Annotated in this window: 13 protein-coding genes; 9 read left to right on the forward strand and 4 right to left on the reverse strand. The window is 61.0% G+C overall.

The features are described 5' to 3' along the window. The first annotated feature begins 22 nt into the window (after positions 1-22). The 5 genes from FHS49_RS07460 to FHS49_RS07480 all read left to right on the forward strand — a co-directional run bounded on the left by FHS49_RS07460 (position 23) and on the right by FHS49_RS07480 (position 5,011). The gene (locus FHS49_RS07460; RefSeq protein WP_184016874.1) at positions 23-577 is read left to right on the forward strand and encodes a F0F1 ATP synthase subunit delta; all 555 of its coding nucleotides are present in this window, start codon (positions 23-25) and stop codon (positions 575-577) included. 2 nt (positions 578-579) lie between these two features. Next, positions 580-2,109: a F0F1 ATP synthase subunit alpha gene (atpA, locus tag FHS49_RS07465; RefSeq protein ID WP_184016877.1), complete on the forward strand. Its 1,530-nt coding sequence runs from the start codon at positions 580-582 to the stop codon at positions 2,107-2,109. 14 nt (positions 2,110-2,123) lie between these two features. Continuing rightward, positions 2,124-3,002 carry a F0F1 ATP synthase subunit gamma gene (locus FHS49_RS07470; protein ID WP_184016879.1) on the forward strand — a complete coding sequence of 293 codons (879 nt, stop codon included), beginning with the start codon at positions 2,124-2,126 and terminating at the stop codon, positions 3,000-3,002. A 59-nt stretch (positions 3,003-3,061) separates the two neighbouring features. Continuing rightward, on the forward strand, positions 3,062-4,639 hold the full coding sequence (atpD, locus tag FHS49_RS07475; RefSeq protein ID WP_221240415.1) for a F0F1 ATP synthase subunit beta: 1,578 nt from the start codon (positions 3,062-3,064) through the stop codon (positions 4,637-4,639). Between the two features lie 114 nt (positions 4,640-4,753). Beyond that, complete coding sequence (locus tag FHS49_RS07480; protein ID WP_184016882.1) at positions 4,754-5,011, forward strand: ATP synthase F1 subunit epsilon; 258 nt, start codon at positions 4,754-4,756, stop codon at positions 5,009-5,011. Positions 5,012-5,118: 107 nt separating this feature from the next. Here the strand turns inward: FHS49_RS07480 and FHS49_RS07485 are convergent, their stop codons facing one another. Continuing rightward, entirely contained in the window at positions 5,119-5,598 is a 480-nt protein-coding gene (locus tag FHS49_RS07485; RefSeq protein ID WP_221240416.1) for a DUF6265 family protein, read from the reverse strand. A 141-nt stretch (positions 5,599-5,739) separates the two neighbouring features. Between FHS49_RS07485 and FHS49_RS07490 the strand changes: the two genes are divergently transcribed. Both FHS49_RS07490 and FHS49_RS07495 read left to right on the forward strand, forming a co-directional pair. After that, positions 5,740-7,266: a TadA family conjugal transfer-associated ATPase gene (locus FHS49_RS07490; protein ID WP_184016883.1), complete on the forward strand. Its 1,527-nt coding sequence runs from the start codon at positions 5,740-5,742 to the stop codon at positions 7,264-7,266. 29 nt (positions 7,267-7,295) lie between these two features. Beyond that, positions 7,296-8,801, forward strand: a complete 1,506-nt coding sequence (locus tag FHS49_RS07495) for a glycosyltransferase family protein (protein ID WP_184016885.1) — start codon at positions 7,296-7,298, stop codon at positions 8,799-8,801. Positions 8,802-8,807: 6 nt separating this feature from the next. On the opposite strand, the gene FHS49_RS07500 is transcribed toward FHS49_RS07495, so the two are convergent. Continuing rightward, on the reverse strand, positions 8,808-9,803 hold the full coding sequence (locus FHS49_RS07500; protein ID WP_343052927.1) for a phytase: 996 nt from the start codon (positions 9,801-9,803) through the stop codon (positions 8,808-8,810). A 262-nt stretch (positions 9,804-10,065) separates the two neighbouring features. Here FHS49_RS07500 and FHS49_RS07505 point away from each other — a divergent pair, with 262 nt between their 5' ends. After that, on the forward strand, positions 10,066-12,255 hold the full coding sequence (locus FHS49_RS07505; protein ID WP_184016887.1) for a TonB-dependent receptor domain-containing protein: 2,190 nt from the start codon (positions 10,066-10,068) through the stop codon (positions 12,253-12,255). A 53-nt stretch (positions 12,256-12,308) separates the two neighbouring features. Here the strand turns inward: FHS49_RS07505 and FHS49_RS07510 are convergent, their stop codons facing one another. Then, positions 12,309-12,476 carry a hypothetical protein gene (locus FHS49_RS07510; protein WP_184016889.1) on the reverse strand — a complete coding sequence of 56 codons (168 nt, stop codon included), beginning with the start codon at positions 12,474-12,476 and terminating at the stop codon, positions 12,309-12,311. Between the two features lie 73 nt (positions 12,477-12,549). On the opposite strand from FHS49_RS07510, the gene FHS49_RS07515 reads away from it, so the two are divergent. Next, on the forward strand, positions 12,550-13,359 hold the full coding sequence (locus FHS49_RS07515; protein ID WP_184016891.1) for a class I SAM-dependent methyltransferase: 810 nt from the start codon (positions 12,550-12,552) through the stop codon (positions 13,357-13,359). Positions 13,360-13,473: 114 nt separating this feature from the next. On the opposite strand, the gene ligD is transcribed toward FHS49_RS07515, so the two are convergent. Beyond that, positions 13,474-15,954 carry a DNA ligase D gene (ligD, locus tag FHS49_RS07520; protein ID WP_184016893.1) on the reverse strand — a complete coding sequence of 827 codons (2,481 nt, stop codon included), beginning with the start codon at positions 15,952-15,954 and terminating at the stop codon, positions 13,474-13,476. Positions 15,955-16,065 lie beyond the last annotated feature (111 nt).

The raw sequence follows: 16,065 nt of genomic DNA on the forward strand, positions 1-16,065 counted from the left end.
GTCTAAAAGGACATAAGAGCGCGTGGAGAATTCCGGCGGCATTCAGGCTAGCTTAGCAGGGCGTTATGCAACGGCTCTGTTCGAACTCGCCCGCGAATCGAACACCATCGAGGCTGTTGAAAACAGCCTTTCCACCCTGAACGGCGCTCTGGCCGAATCGGATGATTTCCGTCTGCTGACCAGCAGCCCGCTGCTGTCGCGCACCGATGCCGGCAAAGGCATCGCCGGGGCGGCCAAAGTGCTCAAGCTGGATTCGCTGACCACCAATTTCCTGGGTGTGCTCGCAGGCAACCGCCGCTTGAGCGAGTTGGCCAACACGATCCGCGCCTTCGCCACGCTCGCAGCCAACCACCGCGGCGAGACGACCGCGCAGGTGGTGTCAGCCCATCCGCTGACCGCGGCCCAGGTGACCGCGCTCAAGACGCAGCTCACCGCGCGCGTCGGCCGTAAAGTTTCCGTCGATCTTTCTGTCGATCCCGCCCTGCTCGGCGGTCTCGTGGTCAAGATCGGCTCGCAGATGATCGACAGCTCGATCAAGACCCGTCTCAATACCCTCGCGCACGCGATGAAAGGCTGAACATGGATATCCGCGCCGCTGAAATCTCTAAGGTCATCAAGGACCAGATCGCCAATTTCGGCACCGAAGCTCAGGTTTCCGAAACCGGAACCGTGCTGTCCGTGGGTGATGGCATCGCCCGCATTCACGGCCTGGACAATGTTCAGGCGGGTGAAATGGTCGAATTCGCCAACGGCATCCAGGGCATGGCCCTGAACCTCGAAGCCGATAATGTCGGCGTCGTGATCTTCGGCACCGATAGCGAAATCCGCGAAGGTGACGTTGTGAAGCGCACCGGCAACATCGTGGACGTTCCCGTGGGCAAGGGTCTGCTCGGCCGCGTGGTCGATGGCCTCGGCAATCCGATCGATGGCAAAGGCCCGATCGAATATACCCAGCGTATGCGCGTGGAAAAGAAGGCACCGGGCATCATCCCGCGCAAATCGGTCCATGAGCCCGTGCAGACCGGCCTCAAGGCGCTCGACGCGCTCGTTCCCGTCGGCCGCGGTCAGCGCGAATTGATCATCGGCGATCGCCAGACCGGCAAGACCGCCGTCGCGATCGACACGTTCATCAACCAGAAGGAAGCGCACAAGGGCACTGACGAAAACGAGAAGCTCTATTGCATCTACGTCGCCGTCGGCCAGAAGCGCTCCACCGTGGCGCAGATCGTCCGCGCGCTGGAAGAAAATGGCGCGATGGAATATTCCATCGTGGTCGCCGCAACCGCATCCGAGCCCGCACCGCTCCAGTATCTCGCGCCTTATACCGGTGTGACGATGGGCGAATATTTCCGCGACAACGGGATGCACGCTGTGATCGTGTATGACGATCTCTCCAAACAGGCCGTGGCGTATCGCCAGATGTCTCTGCTGCTGCGCCGCCCGCCGGGCCGCGAAGCCTATCCCGGCGACGTTTTCTATCTCCACTCACGTCTCCTGGAGCGTGCTGCGAAGCTGAACGACGAAAATGGCAATGGCTCGCTGACGGCATTGCCGATCATCGAAACCCAGGCTGGTGACGTTTCGGCCTATATCCCGACCAACGTGATCTCGATCACCGATGGCCAGATCTTCCTCGAAACCGATCTGTTCTTCGCCGGTGTCCGTCCCGCCATCAACGTGGGTCTCTCGGTGTCTCGCGTGGGTTCCGCCGCACAGACCAAGGCGATGAAGAAGGTGTCCGGCTCGATCAAGCTCGAGCTGGCGCAATATCGCGAAATGGCGGCTTTCGCGCAGTTCGGCTCGGATCTCGATGCGTCCACGCAGAAGCTGTTGGCCCGCGGCGCGCGCCTCACCGAGCTTCTCAAGCAGGGACAATACAGCCCGATGCCGTTCGAAGAGCAGACCGCTTCGATCTTCGCCGGCACCAGCGGCTATCTGGACGGCATCCCCGTGGACGCCGTGACCCGCTTCGAAACCGCAATGATCGCCGATCTGCGCGCCAACCATCCGAACGTGCTCAAGACGATCCGCGATACCAAGGATCTGGGCGATGCAGTGAAGGCCGATCTCAAGGCCGCACTCGACGCGTTCGTGAAGACATTTGCCTGATCGGATAGGATTCAATGGCAAGTCTCAAAGCTCTTAAGATCCGCATCGGCTCGGTGAAGTCGACGCAGAAGATCACCAAGGCGATGAAGATGGTCGCCGCCGCGAAACTGCGCCGTGCGCAGGAAGCAGCGGTCGCCGGCCGTCCTTATGCCGAAAGGCTTGAGTCGGTCATGGCGAGCCTGGCCTCCAAGGTCACGATCAGCGCATCTTCACCCAAGCTGCTGGCGGGCACGGGCAGCGATCAGGTCCATCTCATCGTTGTCGCCACGTCCGAACGCGGTCTGGCGGGTGCCTTCAACACCAATATCGTCCGCGCCGCGCGCAAGAAGGCCGAAGAGCTGACGAACGCGGGCAAGACAGTGCGCTTCTATGTCGCCGGCAAAAAGGGGCGCGCGGTTCTGCGCCGCTTCCATGCCAAGCAGATCGCGCATGATTTCGAGCTGGGCCATATCAAAAAGCTGGCCTTTTCCGACGCGCAGGCGTTGGCCGAGGATATCACAGCGCGTTATGAAGCCGGCGAGTTCGACGTGGCACATCTGTTCTACGCGAAGTTCCAGTCCGCGCTGGTTCAGGAGCCAACCGGCCAGCAGATCATTCCCGTCGCCGTGCCCAAGGGCGCAGCGGATACGGGTGCGAGCGCGGCCGTGGAATATGAGCCGGACGAGGAAGCGATCCTCGCCGATCTCCTGCCCCGCAACGTGGCGATCCAGATTTTCCGCGCGATGCTGGAAAATGCGGCGTCCGAACAGGGCAGCCGCATGACCGCGATGGACAATGCCACGCGCAATGCGGGTGACATGATCAACAAGCTGACGATCCAGTATAACCGGACCCGTCAGGCTGCGATCACGACCGAGCTGATTGAAATCATTGCCGGCGCGGAAGCGCTGTAACCAACCCGATCATCGCTGGCGCGCAAGTGCCTCAAGAATTGCAAGCAAGGAAGACCGTCATGGCAACCGCACCGAAAACCACCAAGGCACCTGCTGCCGCAAAGGCAGCGCCCAAGGCTGCTGCTCCCAAAGCCGCCGCTGCGGCCAAGGCACCTGCCGCGCCCAAGGCTGTCGTAAAGACGCCTGCGCCCAAGGCGGCGATAACCGGCGCGACCGGCCGCATCTCCCAGATCATCGGCGCTGTTGTCGATGTGACCTTCGAGGGCCGCCTGCCCGCCATTCTCTCGGCGCTTGAAACCGACAATAACGGCAACCGCCTCGTGCTCGAAGTAGCCCAGCATCTCGGCGAGAACACCGTGCGCACGATCGCCATGGACGCGACTGAGGGTCTGACCCGCGGCCAGCCGGTCAAGGATACCGGCTCGCAGATCCGCGTGCCCGTTGGCCCGATGACGCTTGGCCGCATCCTGAACGTGATCGGAGAGCCCATCGACGAGCGCGGCCCCGTCAATTCCCCTTTCACCAACCCCATCCATGCCGAGGCACCCGCCTTTATCGATCAGTCCACCGAAGCCAGCATTCTGGTCACCGGGATCAAGGTGATCGATCTGCTCGCGCCTTATGCGCGCGGCGGCAAGATCGGCCTGTTCGGCGGCGCCGGCGTGGGCAAGACCGTGCTGATCCAGGAACTGATCAACAACATCGCCAAGGGCCATGGCGGCGTTTCCGTGTTCGCCGGCGTTGGTGAACGCACGCGCGAAGGCAATGATCTCTATCACGAATTCCTCGACGCAGGCGTCATCGCCAAGGACGCCAATGGCGATCCCACGCCCGAAGGTTCGAAGGTGGCGCTGGTGTTCGGCCAGATGAACGAGCCGCCGGGCGCGCGTGCCCGCGTTGCGCTTTCGGGCCTCGCCAATGCCGAATATTTCCGCGACGTCGAAGGCCAGGATGTGCTGTTCTTCGTGGACAACATTTTCCGCTTCACCCAAGCCGGTTCGGAAGTGTCCGCTCTGCTCGGCCGTATTCCTTCGGCTGTGGGCTATCAGCCGACGCTGTCGACCGACATGGGCGCACTGCAGGAGCGTATCACCTCCACCAACAAGGGGTCCATCACCTCGGTGCAGGCGATTTACGTGCCCGCCGACGATCTTACCGATCCAGCGCCTGCAACGTCTTTCGCGCATTTGGACGCCACCACCACGCTGAACCGCGCGATTTCGGAATTGGGCATCTATCCCGCCGTGGATCCGCTCGATTCCACCAGCCGCGTGCTGACCCCGGCCGTCGTCGGCCAGGAGCATTATGACACCGCCCGTGCGGTTCAGGAAACGCTCCAGAAGTATAAGTCGCTGCAGGACATCATCGCCATTCTCGGCATGGACGAGCTTTCGGAAGAAGATAAGCTCACCGTCAGCCGCGCCCGCAAGATCCAGCGCTTCCTGTCGCAGCCTTTCCACGTCGCCGAGGTCTTCACCGGCATCAGCGGCAAGTTTGTCGCGATCGAAGATACCGTGAAGAGCTTCAAGGCTGTGGTCGAAGGCGAATATGATCATCTGCCCGAAAGCGCTTTCTACATGGTCGGCGGCATCGAAGAAGCCGTAGCCAAGGCCCAGAAGCTGGCTGAAGCGGCTTAATCCAATATTCCCCTCCCGCTTGCGGGAGGGGCCAGGGGTGGGCCTCTGCCGCGCAGAACCACCCTTTCCCACCCCCAACCCCTCCCGCAAGCGGGAAGGGAGCGAGACTGAACAATGGCTCTGCATTTCGAACTCGTCACCCCGGAACGCCTCGTCCGTTCGGAAGAGGTCCATATGGTCGTCGTCCCCGGCACCGAGGGTGAATTCGGCGTGCTGCAGGGCCATGCGCCCTTTATGTCCACCGTCCGCGACGGCGATCTGGCGATCTACAAGACCGAGAATGGCGAACCGGTAAAGATCCGCATCGAAGGCGGCTTTGCCGAGGTCAATGAAAAGGGTCTCACGGTCCTGGCGGAACGCGCAGAGGGCTGATTAGCCTAGCAATTCGGTTCATCCCGAGCGGAGTCGAGGGACGCACTGTGCAGGTGACACGTCCCTCGACTTCGCTCGGGACCAACGGCTATTTGTAAGCAGACTGCTCACCTCTTCTCATAGGCCCAGCGCATCACCGGCTGATCCTTATCCCCCGATATCTCCGCAACCAACATCAGCCCTTTGCGCATGTAGTTGATCCGCTTGGGATAATCGTTCGCCGCATTTTCGAATGTCGCGGTCTTTTCGCCCCATGACGTGAGGACGAACACCACCGGTGCCGCGCCATTGGGGCTGGCGAAGAAATTCAGCGCCCCATCCTCGCCCGCCGCGATCCGCATATATTCGAAGCTCCCGATCTCCCCGCCTGCCCCCGTCCGACTGGTGCCGATCATCATCCCGGCGCGCGGTGCGCTCCAGATTTCCTCGGTCCAGCGGCCGTCCTTGTCCAGCACCACCCAGTCGCCGCTCATCCAGCCCAGCGTCTCCGCGGTCGCCGCCCCCTCCATCGCGACCGGAGCGGCTGCGAAATGCGGCTCGGACGCCCCCATCAGCATCAAAAGAAAACCCGCCGCCAAGCGCTTCATTGTTCGCCTCCCCGTCCGTTATCCCGTGTTGCCCATGGCGGCATTTCACCGCGCCATTAGCTAATTGTCAAAGTTTCCGGATTATTCACCCTATCTTCAAGGCTGCTTTCGACGAGCGCCGGAAAGGACTGCGGACGGCCAATGAGCGCATTCGGTAAACGAGGGGGTGTCAACGGAACGACGGGTGGACGCCCAAGTTTTGGCGTGGCGCGCCCGATGCAGGGCGGCGCTGCCGCCAAGGGTCCGGATCATGAGCCGCTGGGCGGCGCGCAATTTCCACCGATCGATTCCGTGCCACTGCCCGAGCCCGACCTGCTCACCGAAAAAGGCCCACAATCCGACGCGATGACCCGGCTCGACAGCCGGATGAACAATGTCACCGAGCATAGCAGCAAGGTGGAGGGGTTTGAGGCGTCGGTCCACAAGATCAAGGAGCAGGTGCTGCCGCGCCTGCTGGAGCGCGTCGATCCCGAAGCCGCCGCCACGCTCAACAAGGACGAACTGGCCGAGGAATTCCGCCCGATCATCGTCGAAGTGCTGGCCGAGCTGAAATTCACGCTCAACCGCCGCGAGCAGTTCGCGCTGGAAAAGGTGCTGGTCGACGAGCTTCTGGGCCTCGGGCCGTTGGAAGAATTGCTGTCCGATCCGGAAATTTCGGACATCATGGTCAATGGGCCGCTGCAGACCTATATCGAAAAAAAGGGCAAATTGATCATCGCCCCGATCCAGTTTCGCGATGAGGAGCATCTGCTTCAGATCGCACAGCGGATCTGCAATTCGGTCGGCCGTCGCGTTGATCAGACCTCGCCGCTCGCCGATGCGCGCCTGAAAGACGGTTCACGCGTCAACGTGATCGTGCCACCGCTGTCGCTGCGCGGCACCGCGATCTCGATCCGTAAATTCTCCGAAAAGCCGATCACGCTCGATATGATGGCCGGGTTTGGCTCCATGTCGCAAAAGATGGCGACCGCACTCAAGATTGCGGGTGCCAGCCGCTTCAACATCGTCATCTCGGGCGGCACCGGCTCGGGCAAGACGACGATGCTCAATGCTTTGTCCAAGATGATCGATCCGGGCGAGCGCGTGCTGACGATCGAGGATGCCGCCGAGCTTCGCCTGCAGCAGCCGCACTGGCTCCCGCTGGAAACGCGGCCGCCCAATCTGGAAGGCCAGGGCGAAATCAGCATTCGCGATCTCGTGAAGAACGCCCTGCGTATGCGTCCCGATCGCATCATCCTGGGCGAAATTCGTGGCTCGGAATGTTTCGACATGCTCGCTGCCATGAATACAGGCCATGACGGCTCCATGTGCACGCTTCACTCCAACTCCCCGCGCGAGGCGCTCGCCCGTATGGAAAACATGGTGATGATGTCGGACATCAAGGTGCCCAAGGAAGCTATCTCGCGCCAGATCGCGGATTCGGTCGATCTCATCATCCAGGTGAAGCGTCTGCGCGACGGTTCGCGCCGCACCACCAACATCACCGAGGTGATCGGGATGGAGGGCGATGTGATCGTGACGCAGGAATTGTTCAAGTTCGAATATCTGGACGAGAGCGCAGACGGCAAGATCATCGGCGAATATCGCGCCATGGGCCTGCGCCCCTACACGCTGGAAAAAGCCAAGCAATATGGCTTCGACCAACCCTTTCTTGAGGCCTGCCTCTAGGCGATATCATCGCCGGGAGGGGGAAGCGCGTGACATCAGAGGTTCTCGCTTCGTGGCGCAACACGCGCCGGGCGATTTTGGCCGTATTGGCGCTGGCCTTCGCCTTGAGGGCTGGCGTCGCGCTAATCCCCGCAATGATCCATCCCGACGAGATTTTTCAATATCTCGAACAGGCGCATCGCCTGATTTTCGGCAATGGCGTCGTCAGTTGGGAATATCGCTACAATATGCGGGGCTGGCTGTTTCCCGTCATGTTGAGCGGCCCTATGTGGCTCGGCCACACGATCGCGCCGGACACCAGCCTGTATATCGTCCTGCCCAAACTGTTGGTGGCCATCTTTTCTCTCGGCGTCGTCGCGGCGGCCTATGCGCTGGGGCGGCGATGGTCGCCGCTTCATGCGATCATCACGATGTTCGTTGCAGCCGTCTGGTTCGAATGCGTCTATTTCGGCGCGCATACCCTGAGCGAAACGATCGCGGTGGCGGCGGTAATGGCGGCGACAGCGCTCATGGCGGCGGACAATGCCTCCGGACGGCGACTGATGCTGGCGGGCTGGCTGCTTGGCCTAGGCGTGATCTTCCGCTTCCATTATGCGCCGGCGATAGGGATTTTCGTGATCCTTTCCTGCGCTCTGCAATGGCGCAGCCGATGGCTGCCACTCATCATGGGCGGCTTCATCGCATTGACGATTGGAGGACTGATCGATCTCGCCATGGGCCTGACGCCCTATGGCTGGATCCTGGAGAATTTTCATCAGAATATCACGGTGGATCGCGCGGCCGGCTTTGGCGTCTCGGGGCCGATCGCGTATTTCACATTCTACACGCGCAGTTGGGGCATCTGGCTTCTGCCGATTCTCTTATGCCTGATGCCCGTAATCAAGCGGCACAGGGCGCTGTTCTGGATGGCCATGGTCAATCTGCTCATCCATTCGATGATTGGGCACAAGGAATATAGGTTCATATTGTTGACCACTACGATCCTCGTGATTCTCGCAGCCATCGGCTCGGTGGAGATCATGCAGATGATCAGGCACCGTCTCTCCGTGCCAGCCGCGCGATTTACCCCCGTGGCGCTGTTGTTGCTCTGGACGGGCGCGTCCGCCACCGCTGCGTCCAGTGACTATATGCGTCCGCGCTGGACCGCTTATGGTGCCAGCTTCCACAGCTTTCAGGCGCTACGTGCCATGCCGGGCATTTGTGGCATCGCGATCTACGATCTCGAATTCTGGCAGACCGGGGGATATTCCTATCTCCACAAGGCGCTGCCACTCTATTCGGTGAGCAGCGAAGCAGGAGAGATGGCCCCCAAAGCCGCAACCAAGGCCTATAACGCCATCCTGGCACCCTCGCGATCGCAATCACGTCTACCCGAGGCTTTTGCCAAGCGCGATTGTTTCACGTTGCCGGACCAGAATATCGGCGATGACTATGGTCCCGCCCATCTGTGCATCTTCATCCGCCCCGGGGGCTGCGATCCAGCCGCCGCGCCGGAACAGCGGCTGGATCAAGTCATGCGGCGGCTGGATATTTGATGTCGGTCAAAGCCCCAGCGAAGCCTTGATATCGTTCCAGGCGACCAGCTTGAAATTCTGTGCGCCGGCCGCGTTGAAGCCATCCTGCGCGATGAAGAGACCGCCGGGATAGGCTGGGCCGAAATCGCCGAGCATCAATTCGATGCCGTCGGTTTCCTCCGTGCCGCCCACCACGCCGGCAGCGATGCGGAAGCGGCCGACATAGCTTTCATCCGCGATGCGATAGAGCGTGTAGGCATTGTCCCCCTGGCTGGAGACGACGACATAGCCTTGCGCCTCGCCGATTGCGGCAATCGCCACGCCCTCGGCGTCGGCCACGATATTCTTGCCGTCCGCCGCAGCGATCTTCGCCGGTGTCAGTCCACCTGCGGCTGACGCATCGAAGCGCCACAGGCCGACATCTTCTTCTGCCACATAAAGTCGCCCCGTGCGGTCATCCGCCGCGCAACCCTCGGACTGCGTGCCGAGCTTCATCGTGCGCACGATCGTGCCCGAAGCCGCCCCCCCAGCCGTATCCAGCGCGATCTGATTGATCGTGCCATCCTTCAGCACGATGAACGCATAGACGCCCGCAGTATCGCGGTACATGCACACGCCATAAGCCTCGCCTGCGCCGCCCGCGACCGTACCCAGCGCCGTTAGCTTCGCGCTGGCTGGATCGAGCCGAAACAAGGCCAATTTGGCATTCAGCGGATCATTGCGATCGCTCGCCACCACGAGGATGCCGGACGTGCCGTTGATCGTCACGCCGTCCTTCAGATCGACATTGTTGACCCGGCCCGCATCGAGAAAATCGCGCACCTTGCCATCCAGGCCATAGACATACAGCCCAGCCTTCTTGTCCGTGCCGATGATCAGGCTTGCCGCGGGATCCGCCGCATTGCGCCAGATGGCGGGATCATCCGCCGCATCGGCATTGGACGTGCCCACCGGCACCGTCTCGCCCCTTGCGGTGACTGATACCGCCGGCGTGGCGTTGGCAATACGGGTTTCGATCGGCACTTCAGCAGTTGCGCACGCCGTCACTGTCAAAAAAGTGCAACACAAAGAAATAAAACTGAAATGATTAAGTCGCGAATGAGTCACGGTTGCTTCCTATTGGCCCCAGTTGAAGGCGTTCCTACACAATATTGTTGGGACGTCAAATTCCAGAATAACTCCATCGGGGGCAATGATGACTATAAAGAAACTGCTGTTGGCAGGAAGCATTCTCGCGCCATTCATGCTGGCAAGCCCAGTGTATGCAGAAGACGTTGCAGCAGCAGTGGCTGAAGCCAGTGACGAGTCTTCGCCTGAAGCGACTGAGACCGCGGCCGAGATCATCGTGAACGGCGATATCGCCTTCCGCAATCGCACGGAGGATGCCAATCCCGTGCTCTCCTACGATCTCGAATATTTTCAGCGTTTCGAGCCTGTCTCGGTCGGCGAGATGCTCAAGCGCGTCCCCGGCGTGACCTTCACGTCGGACGTTTTGGAATATGACGGTGCCCAGATGCGCGGCCTGCCGCCAGGCTTCACGCAGGTGCTGATCAACGGCCGCCGCGCTCCCGGTGGTGAATCGGATCGCAGCTTCTTCGTGGATCGCATCCCCGCCGAACTGGTCGAGCGCATCGAAATCGTTCGCGCGCCGCGCGCCGATCAGCCCAGCGAAGGCATTGCCGGCACGCTGAACGTGATCACCAAGGAATCAGCGACCTTCCAGGGCGGCTTCGCCAAGGCCGGCATGTTGATCAATGAAGATGGCGGCGTCCGTCCCTCTGGCGCGCTGGCTTATGCCGGCAAGCTGGGTGATGCGACCAGCTTCTGGATCGCCGGCAATTATCAGGAACGCCGCAATCCCAAGAAAAAGGTGTCGCTGCGTTTTTCCGATTTCACGACCGGTCCGCTCGATGAGACCAATGACGACTTCGACAATACCGAGCTTCAGGACGATACCCGCGATGGCCGCGATATTTCCGGCAATGCGGAAATCACGCATCAGTTTGCGGGCGGCGGACGCATCCGCATCGGAGGCTTCGTGGTCGATACCAATCGCGACGAGGATGAGACTTCGCTGACCTATGAGGGTGGCGATCTCGATTTCGACGGTGCCGAAGTGCAGCATGAAGACATCCACCAGAAAACCTATGCGATCACATCGGATGCCGTGATCCCGATCGGCGGACTGGAACTCGGGCTGGCAGCGAGCTGGAATGGCTATCGCGAAAATACCGATGTGATCTTGTCCGAAGCGGGTGACGAGGATCTTTCGGATCTGGCAATCGTGGAAACCGAAGCGCTGGACATCAAGGACGATGAATATACCGGCACGCTCAGCCTGACCTATGGCAAGGATACGCCTTTCCGCATCAAGGGCGGCATCGATCTGCTGAGCAAGACGCGCAACGGTGCCAACACCGTGTTCAACGTGGAAGATGATGAGGCCGAAGATCCCGATCCCGCGGTGAATTTCCGGATCAAGGAAAAGCGCTACGATCCCTATGTGCGGCTGACCTTCGAGCCTTCCAGCGCATTGAGCCTGGATGCCGGTCTCCGCTATGAAATCACCCGCCGCACCACCACGAATGCTGGTGATAGCGTGTCCTACAACAGCGAATCGCTTAACCCCTCCTTCCATGCGCGCTATGCGGTCGGCGGCGCGGATCAGATCCGCTTTTCGGTCGCGCGCACGGTGCGCCGGCCAAGCTACGATCTGATTTCGCCTTATGAGCAAGAGGAAAGCCCGGGCGATGACGACATCACGATCGGCAATCCGGCGCTCAAGAACGAACGGGCCTGGGGCGTGGACCTTGGTTATGAGCACAGCCTGGGCAGCCGCGGCATCTTCGGCGTCAATGCGTTCTACCGCAAGATCAGTGATCTGACCGAATTGGTCGCCGGCGATGACGTTCTCGATGATGATGGCGATCCGATCGGCAGCTATTACACGCCGCAGAATATCGGGAGCGGCAAGGTCTGGGGTTTGGAGTTGGATTTCTCCGCGCCGCTGACCGCGCTGGGGATGCCCGATACCGGCCTGTTCGCCAACTACACCTATCTGGACAGCGAAACGACCGATCCGTTCACGAGTGAAAAGCGCCGGTTCAACAATCAGCCGCATCACGTCTACAACATTGGCTTCATCCAGACGGTTCGCGCGGCGGACGCCAGCTTTGGTGCCACCATCTCGGGTCGCAGCAAAGCGGTGGAAAGCAATTTCGATGAAACCGTCGAGCTGAGCTACACGCCCGATCTGGAAGCTTTTGTCGAAAAGCGCTTCGGCACCAATTTCGTGCTGCGCCTGTCGGCCCAAAATCTGCTCAACCGCAAGAAGAAGGAAGCGTTCCTGAAATATGACGGGGATAGCTATGACGAAATTTTGGCCAATCGCGCGGCAGGCGATGTCGATGAATATGAGCGTGAGCAGGAACAATCGGGCCGCCTGTTCCAGGTGACCTTGCGCGCCGCCTTCTAAACCCGCCCGGTACGGAGAACCTTACGCACGCACGCGTAGGGTTCTCCGGCCGCTCAATGAATCTTCAGCGCAGCGCCCGCCAGCATCAGCGCGCAGAGCACGCCCATCACCGTGATAAAACTCCAGGGCATGAATCCCACCTTGTCGGGGTCGCGACGGCGGTTACGCCGCCAGTCTGCAAAGCTCGCGAACAGTGCGATCGCGGCGGAACTTCCCGCCAAAGTCCATAGATGCACTTGCCAGCCTTCCACACCATCGCCACACTCTGCTCCATCAAATAGTATTGGAGACGAGATGCGCCACCCCCTGTTGCTTTCCGCCGCGCTGATTTTTGCCAGCGCCCCCGCCCTTGCGCAGCATGAGGGCCATATGATGCCCGCCGATACGGCCGCGCTCAAGACGGCCATCGCCGCGCCCACGCGAACCCCGGCAAACACCCCGCGCGATCAATATCGCCACCCCGCCGAAACGCTCGCCTTCTTCGGCGTGAAGCCCGGCGCTGTCGTGGTCGAAGCCCTGCCGGGCGGCGGCTGGTATACCGAAATCCTGGCCCCGTATCTGGCGAAGAGCGGCACGCTGTATCTTGCGCAATCTGAAGGCAAGGGCCGGGATAGACTGACCGCCAAATTCGCCGCCGATACGGCGACCTATGGCAAGGTGAAATTCTCCGAATTTCCGATGAAGGGCACCGCGATCCCCGATGGCAGTGCTGATGTGGTGCTCACCTTCCGCAATGTCCACAATCTGATCATGGACAAGGATACCACCGTGCCCGATCAGGCTTTCGCCGGCTTTTTCCGCGCGTTGAAGCCCGGTGGCGTGTTGGGCGTGGTCGATCATCGCCTGCCCGAAGATCGGGATATCGCGCTCGAAAAAAGCAGCGGTTATCTGAAGCGCTCGACGATCGTCGCGCTGGCGGAAAAGGCCGGCTTCAAACTCGCCGGCGAAACCGAGATCAATGCCAATCCCAAGGATACTGCGGATTGGGCCAAGGGCGTCTGGACGCTCCCGCCCACCCTGGCCAATGGCGATGTGGACAAGGCGAAATATCAGGCCATCGGTGAAAGCGACCGCATGACGCTGAAATTCGTGAAGCCCAAGTAGAGATTGGATATCGGAACCTGACCGTTTGTCCCGAGCGTAGTCGAGGGACGTGGGCGCTGTTCCACGTCCCTCGACTACGCTCGGGACAAACGGAACGTCTGTGCTGTGTGCCTCTCACAAATCAGGCAGCCTCTGCGCGGCCTCACCCCAGCCTTTCAGCGCCTTGGACGTCGCGCGCTCCAGCAAGAGATCCGCGTCCTTCACGCTGAACCGCGACGGCGTGTCGATCGTCTCCAACTCTTCCCAGCTCACCGGTGCCGATACCGGTGCACCCGGCCGTGCACGCGCCGAATAGGGCAGAATGGCGGTCGCGCCGCGCTGGTTGCGCAGCCAGTCGATAAAGATCAGCCCCTTGCGCTTGGCCTTGGACATGGTGGCGATGAAGCGGTCCGGCTCGGACTGTGCCAGCGCCTGTGCAAAGCGCTGTGCAAAATCCTTGACCGCGGGCCACTCCGCATCGGGGATCAGCGGCACCACGACATGCACGCCCTTTCCACCCGAAAGCAAGGGGAAACTGGCCAGCCCGATATCCTCCAGATGCCGCCTGATATCGACCGCAGCCTTCTTCACGTCTTCGAACGTCAACGCGGTATCCGGATCGAGATCGAAGATCATCCGGTCCGCTTTTTCCACATCGCCGATTGACGATCCCCAGCCATGGAATTCGATCGTGCCCATCTGCACGCAGGCGATCAGCCCGGCGCTATCCTCCACATACAGATAGGGCTCGGTGCCGCCGTCCTTTTCGCGGATATCGACATGATGGACATGGTCACCAAAGCTGCCCGCATCATGCTTCTGAAAGAAGCAGTGCTTGGCACGACCTTGCGGACAGCGCACCAGGCTGATCGGGCGGCGCAGCGCCCATTCGGCCATGACCGGGCCGACGGATTCATAATAGGCTGCGAGATCGCCCTTGGTCACCTTCGATTCGGGGAAGATCATCCGGTCTGCGCTACTGATCTTCACAATGGGCGCGGCCATATGCTGCACGGGTTTCTCCGGCTTTACCGCGCTGGCGGGCTTGTCGTCCCGCAACCCGATAAAGCTCGCATGGCGCACCACATTGTCCGCGGTAAATTCCGCAAAGGCGATTTCGGCGACCAGCTTGGGGGCCACCCAATGTGCCTCCCGTACCGCCGCACGCGGTGCCTCCACGGTCGCGGTCTGTCTTTCGATCTTCTGCAATTGAGCCAGTAGCGTCTCGGCGGTGTCCAGATCGAAACCCGTCCCGACCTTGCCGGCGTAACGCAGCCCATCATCGTCATTCACGCCGAGCAGCAGGGATTTGAGATTGCGCCCCTTCGCTCCGCTGGCCAGCCATCCGACGATCACGAATTCCTGCCGCCGGGTGCATTTCACCTTGAGCCACATTTTCGTGCGCATTCCCCGATAGGGCGCATCCGCCTTTTTGGAGATAATCCCCTCCTGCCCCGCCCCGCACAGCGCATCGAACAGCTTTTCACCCGATCCCAACATGTGATCGGCATAGACGATCGGCTCCTGCACCCCGGCCAATAACGCCGCCAGGCGCTCCTTGCGCGTGATATTGGGCAGTCCGGTGAGATCTTGTCCCTCGAGCGAGAGCAGATCGAAGGCGAAAAGCGTGAGGTCGCCGTCGCCTTGCTTGAGCGCGGCCTGCAATCCGGAAAAGCTGGGATTGCCCTCGGCATCCAGCTTCACGATCTCGCCGTCGATCAACGCCGGCGGCAGATCGAGCGCCATGGCGGCATCGGCAATTGCCTGAAACTTGTCCGTCCAGTCCAGACCACTGCGCGTGTAGATTTTCGCCTGCCCGGCAGAAACTGCCAATTGGCAGCGATAGCCATCGTATTTTACCTCGTGCAGCCATCCCGATCCGGCTGGAACGCTATCGACGAGGGTCGCGAGCTGGGGCTTGCGAAAGGCGGGCAGCGTGGCAGCGGTTTGGCGCGGCTTCGGCTTGGGGCTGGCCGTGCTGGCTTTGATCATGGCGGCATCGAACGCCTTGCCGCGCTTGCCCTTCAGCGACGTTTCGGGCGCATTGGCTTCGATTTCCGCCATCGTCCGCCCAGTCGCGACGCTGGTCAGCGCACGCCCCACCAGATCGTCTGATCCCGCCGAAAAGGCGTCATCCACCTTGCGCAACAGCCAGTTTTCGCGCTTCTCGCCGGGGCGCGGCTTCATGCGGACCAGCAGCCATTCGCCCTTCATCCTCTCTCCGTACAGCGTGAAATGGAGATGCCCCTCTTCGATCGTCTTGCTGGGATCCTTGCCCGGCAGCGAGGCCCATGTGCCGCGATCCCAAAGCATCACGGTGCCGCCGCCATATTCGCCCTTGGGGATCGTCCCTTCGAACGTCGCATAGCTCAGTGGGTGATCTTCGGTGCGCACTGCCAGGCGCTTGTCATCCGGATTGGGGCTGGGGCCGCGCGTCACCGCCCAGCTTTTCAACACGCCATCCAGCTCAAGCCGGAAATCGAAATGCAGCCGGGTCGCATCGTGCTTCTGGACCATGAAGCTATTGCCCTTGGCCTTGGCGCGCGTGCCCTTGGGCTCGGCGGTTTTGCCGAAATCGCGCTTGGCGTTGTAGGTGGCAAGGGGGTCGTTAGCCATTTCGATTTCCAGCCCCCGACCCGTTTGTCCCGAGCGAAGTCGCGGGACGCGGGACTAAGCACCTGCGTCCCGCGACTTCGCTCGGGACAAACGGTTGCAGGGCGGACATCC

Source organism: Sphingobium boeckii, assembly GCF_014199215.1.
Classification (GTDB): Bacteria; Pseudomonadota; Alphaproteobacteria; order Sphingomonadales; family Sphingomonadaceae; genus Sphingobium_A; species Sphingobium_A boeckii.

Excerpts from the sequence above, each read along its gene's own strand:
- FHS49_RS07485 (WP_221240416.1), bottom strand. The coding sequence starts at position 5,598 with ATGAAGCGCTTGGCGGCGGGTTTTCTTTTGATGCTGATGGGGGCGTCC.
- FHS49_RS07480 (WP_184016882.1), top strand. The coding sequence starts at position 4,754 with ATGGCTCTGCATTTCGAACTCGTCACCCCGGAACGCCTCGTCCGTTCG.
- atpA (WP_184016877.1), top strand. The coding sequence starts at position 580 with ATGGATATCCGCGCCGCTGAAATCTCTAAGGTCATCAAGGACCAGATC.
- atpD (WP_221240415.1), top strand. The coding sequence starts at position 3,062 with ATGGCAACCGCACCGAAAACCACCAAGGCACCTGCTGCCGCAAAGGCA.
- FHS49_RS07470 (WP_184016879.1), top strand. The coding sequence starts at position 2,124 with ATGGCAAGTCTCAAAGCTCTTAAGATCCGCATCGGCTCGGTGAAGTCG.
- ligD (WP_184016893.1), bottom strand. The coding sequence starts at position 15,954 with ATGGCTAACGACCCCCTTGCCACCTACAACGCCAAGCGCGATTTCGGC.
- FHS49_RS07490 (WP_184016883.1), top strand. The coding sequence starts at position 5,740 with ATGAGCGCATTCGGTAAACGAGGGGGTGTCAACGGAACGACGGGTGGA.
- FHS49_RS07515 (WP_184016891.1), top strand. The coding sequence starts at position 12,550 with ATGCGCCACCCCCTGTTGCTTTCCGCCGCGCTGATTTTTGCCAGCGCC.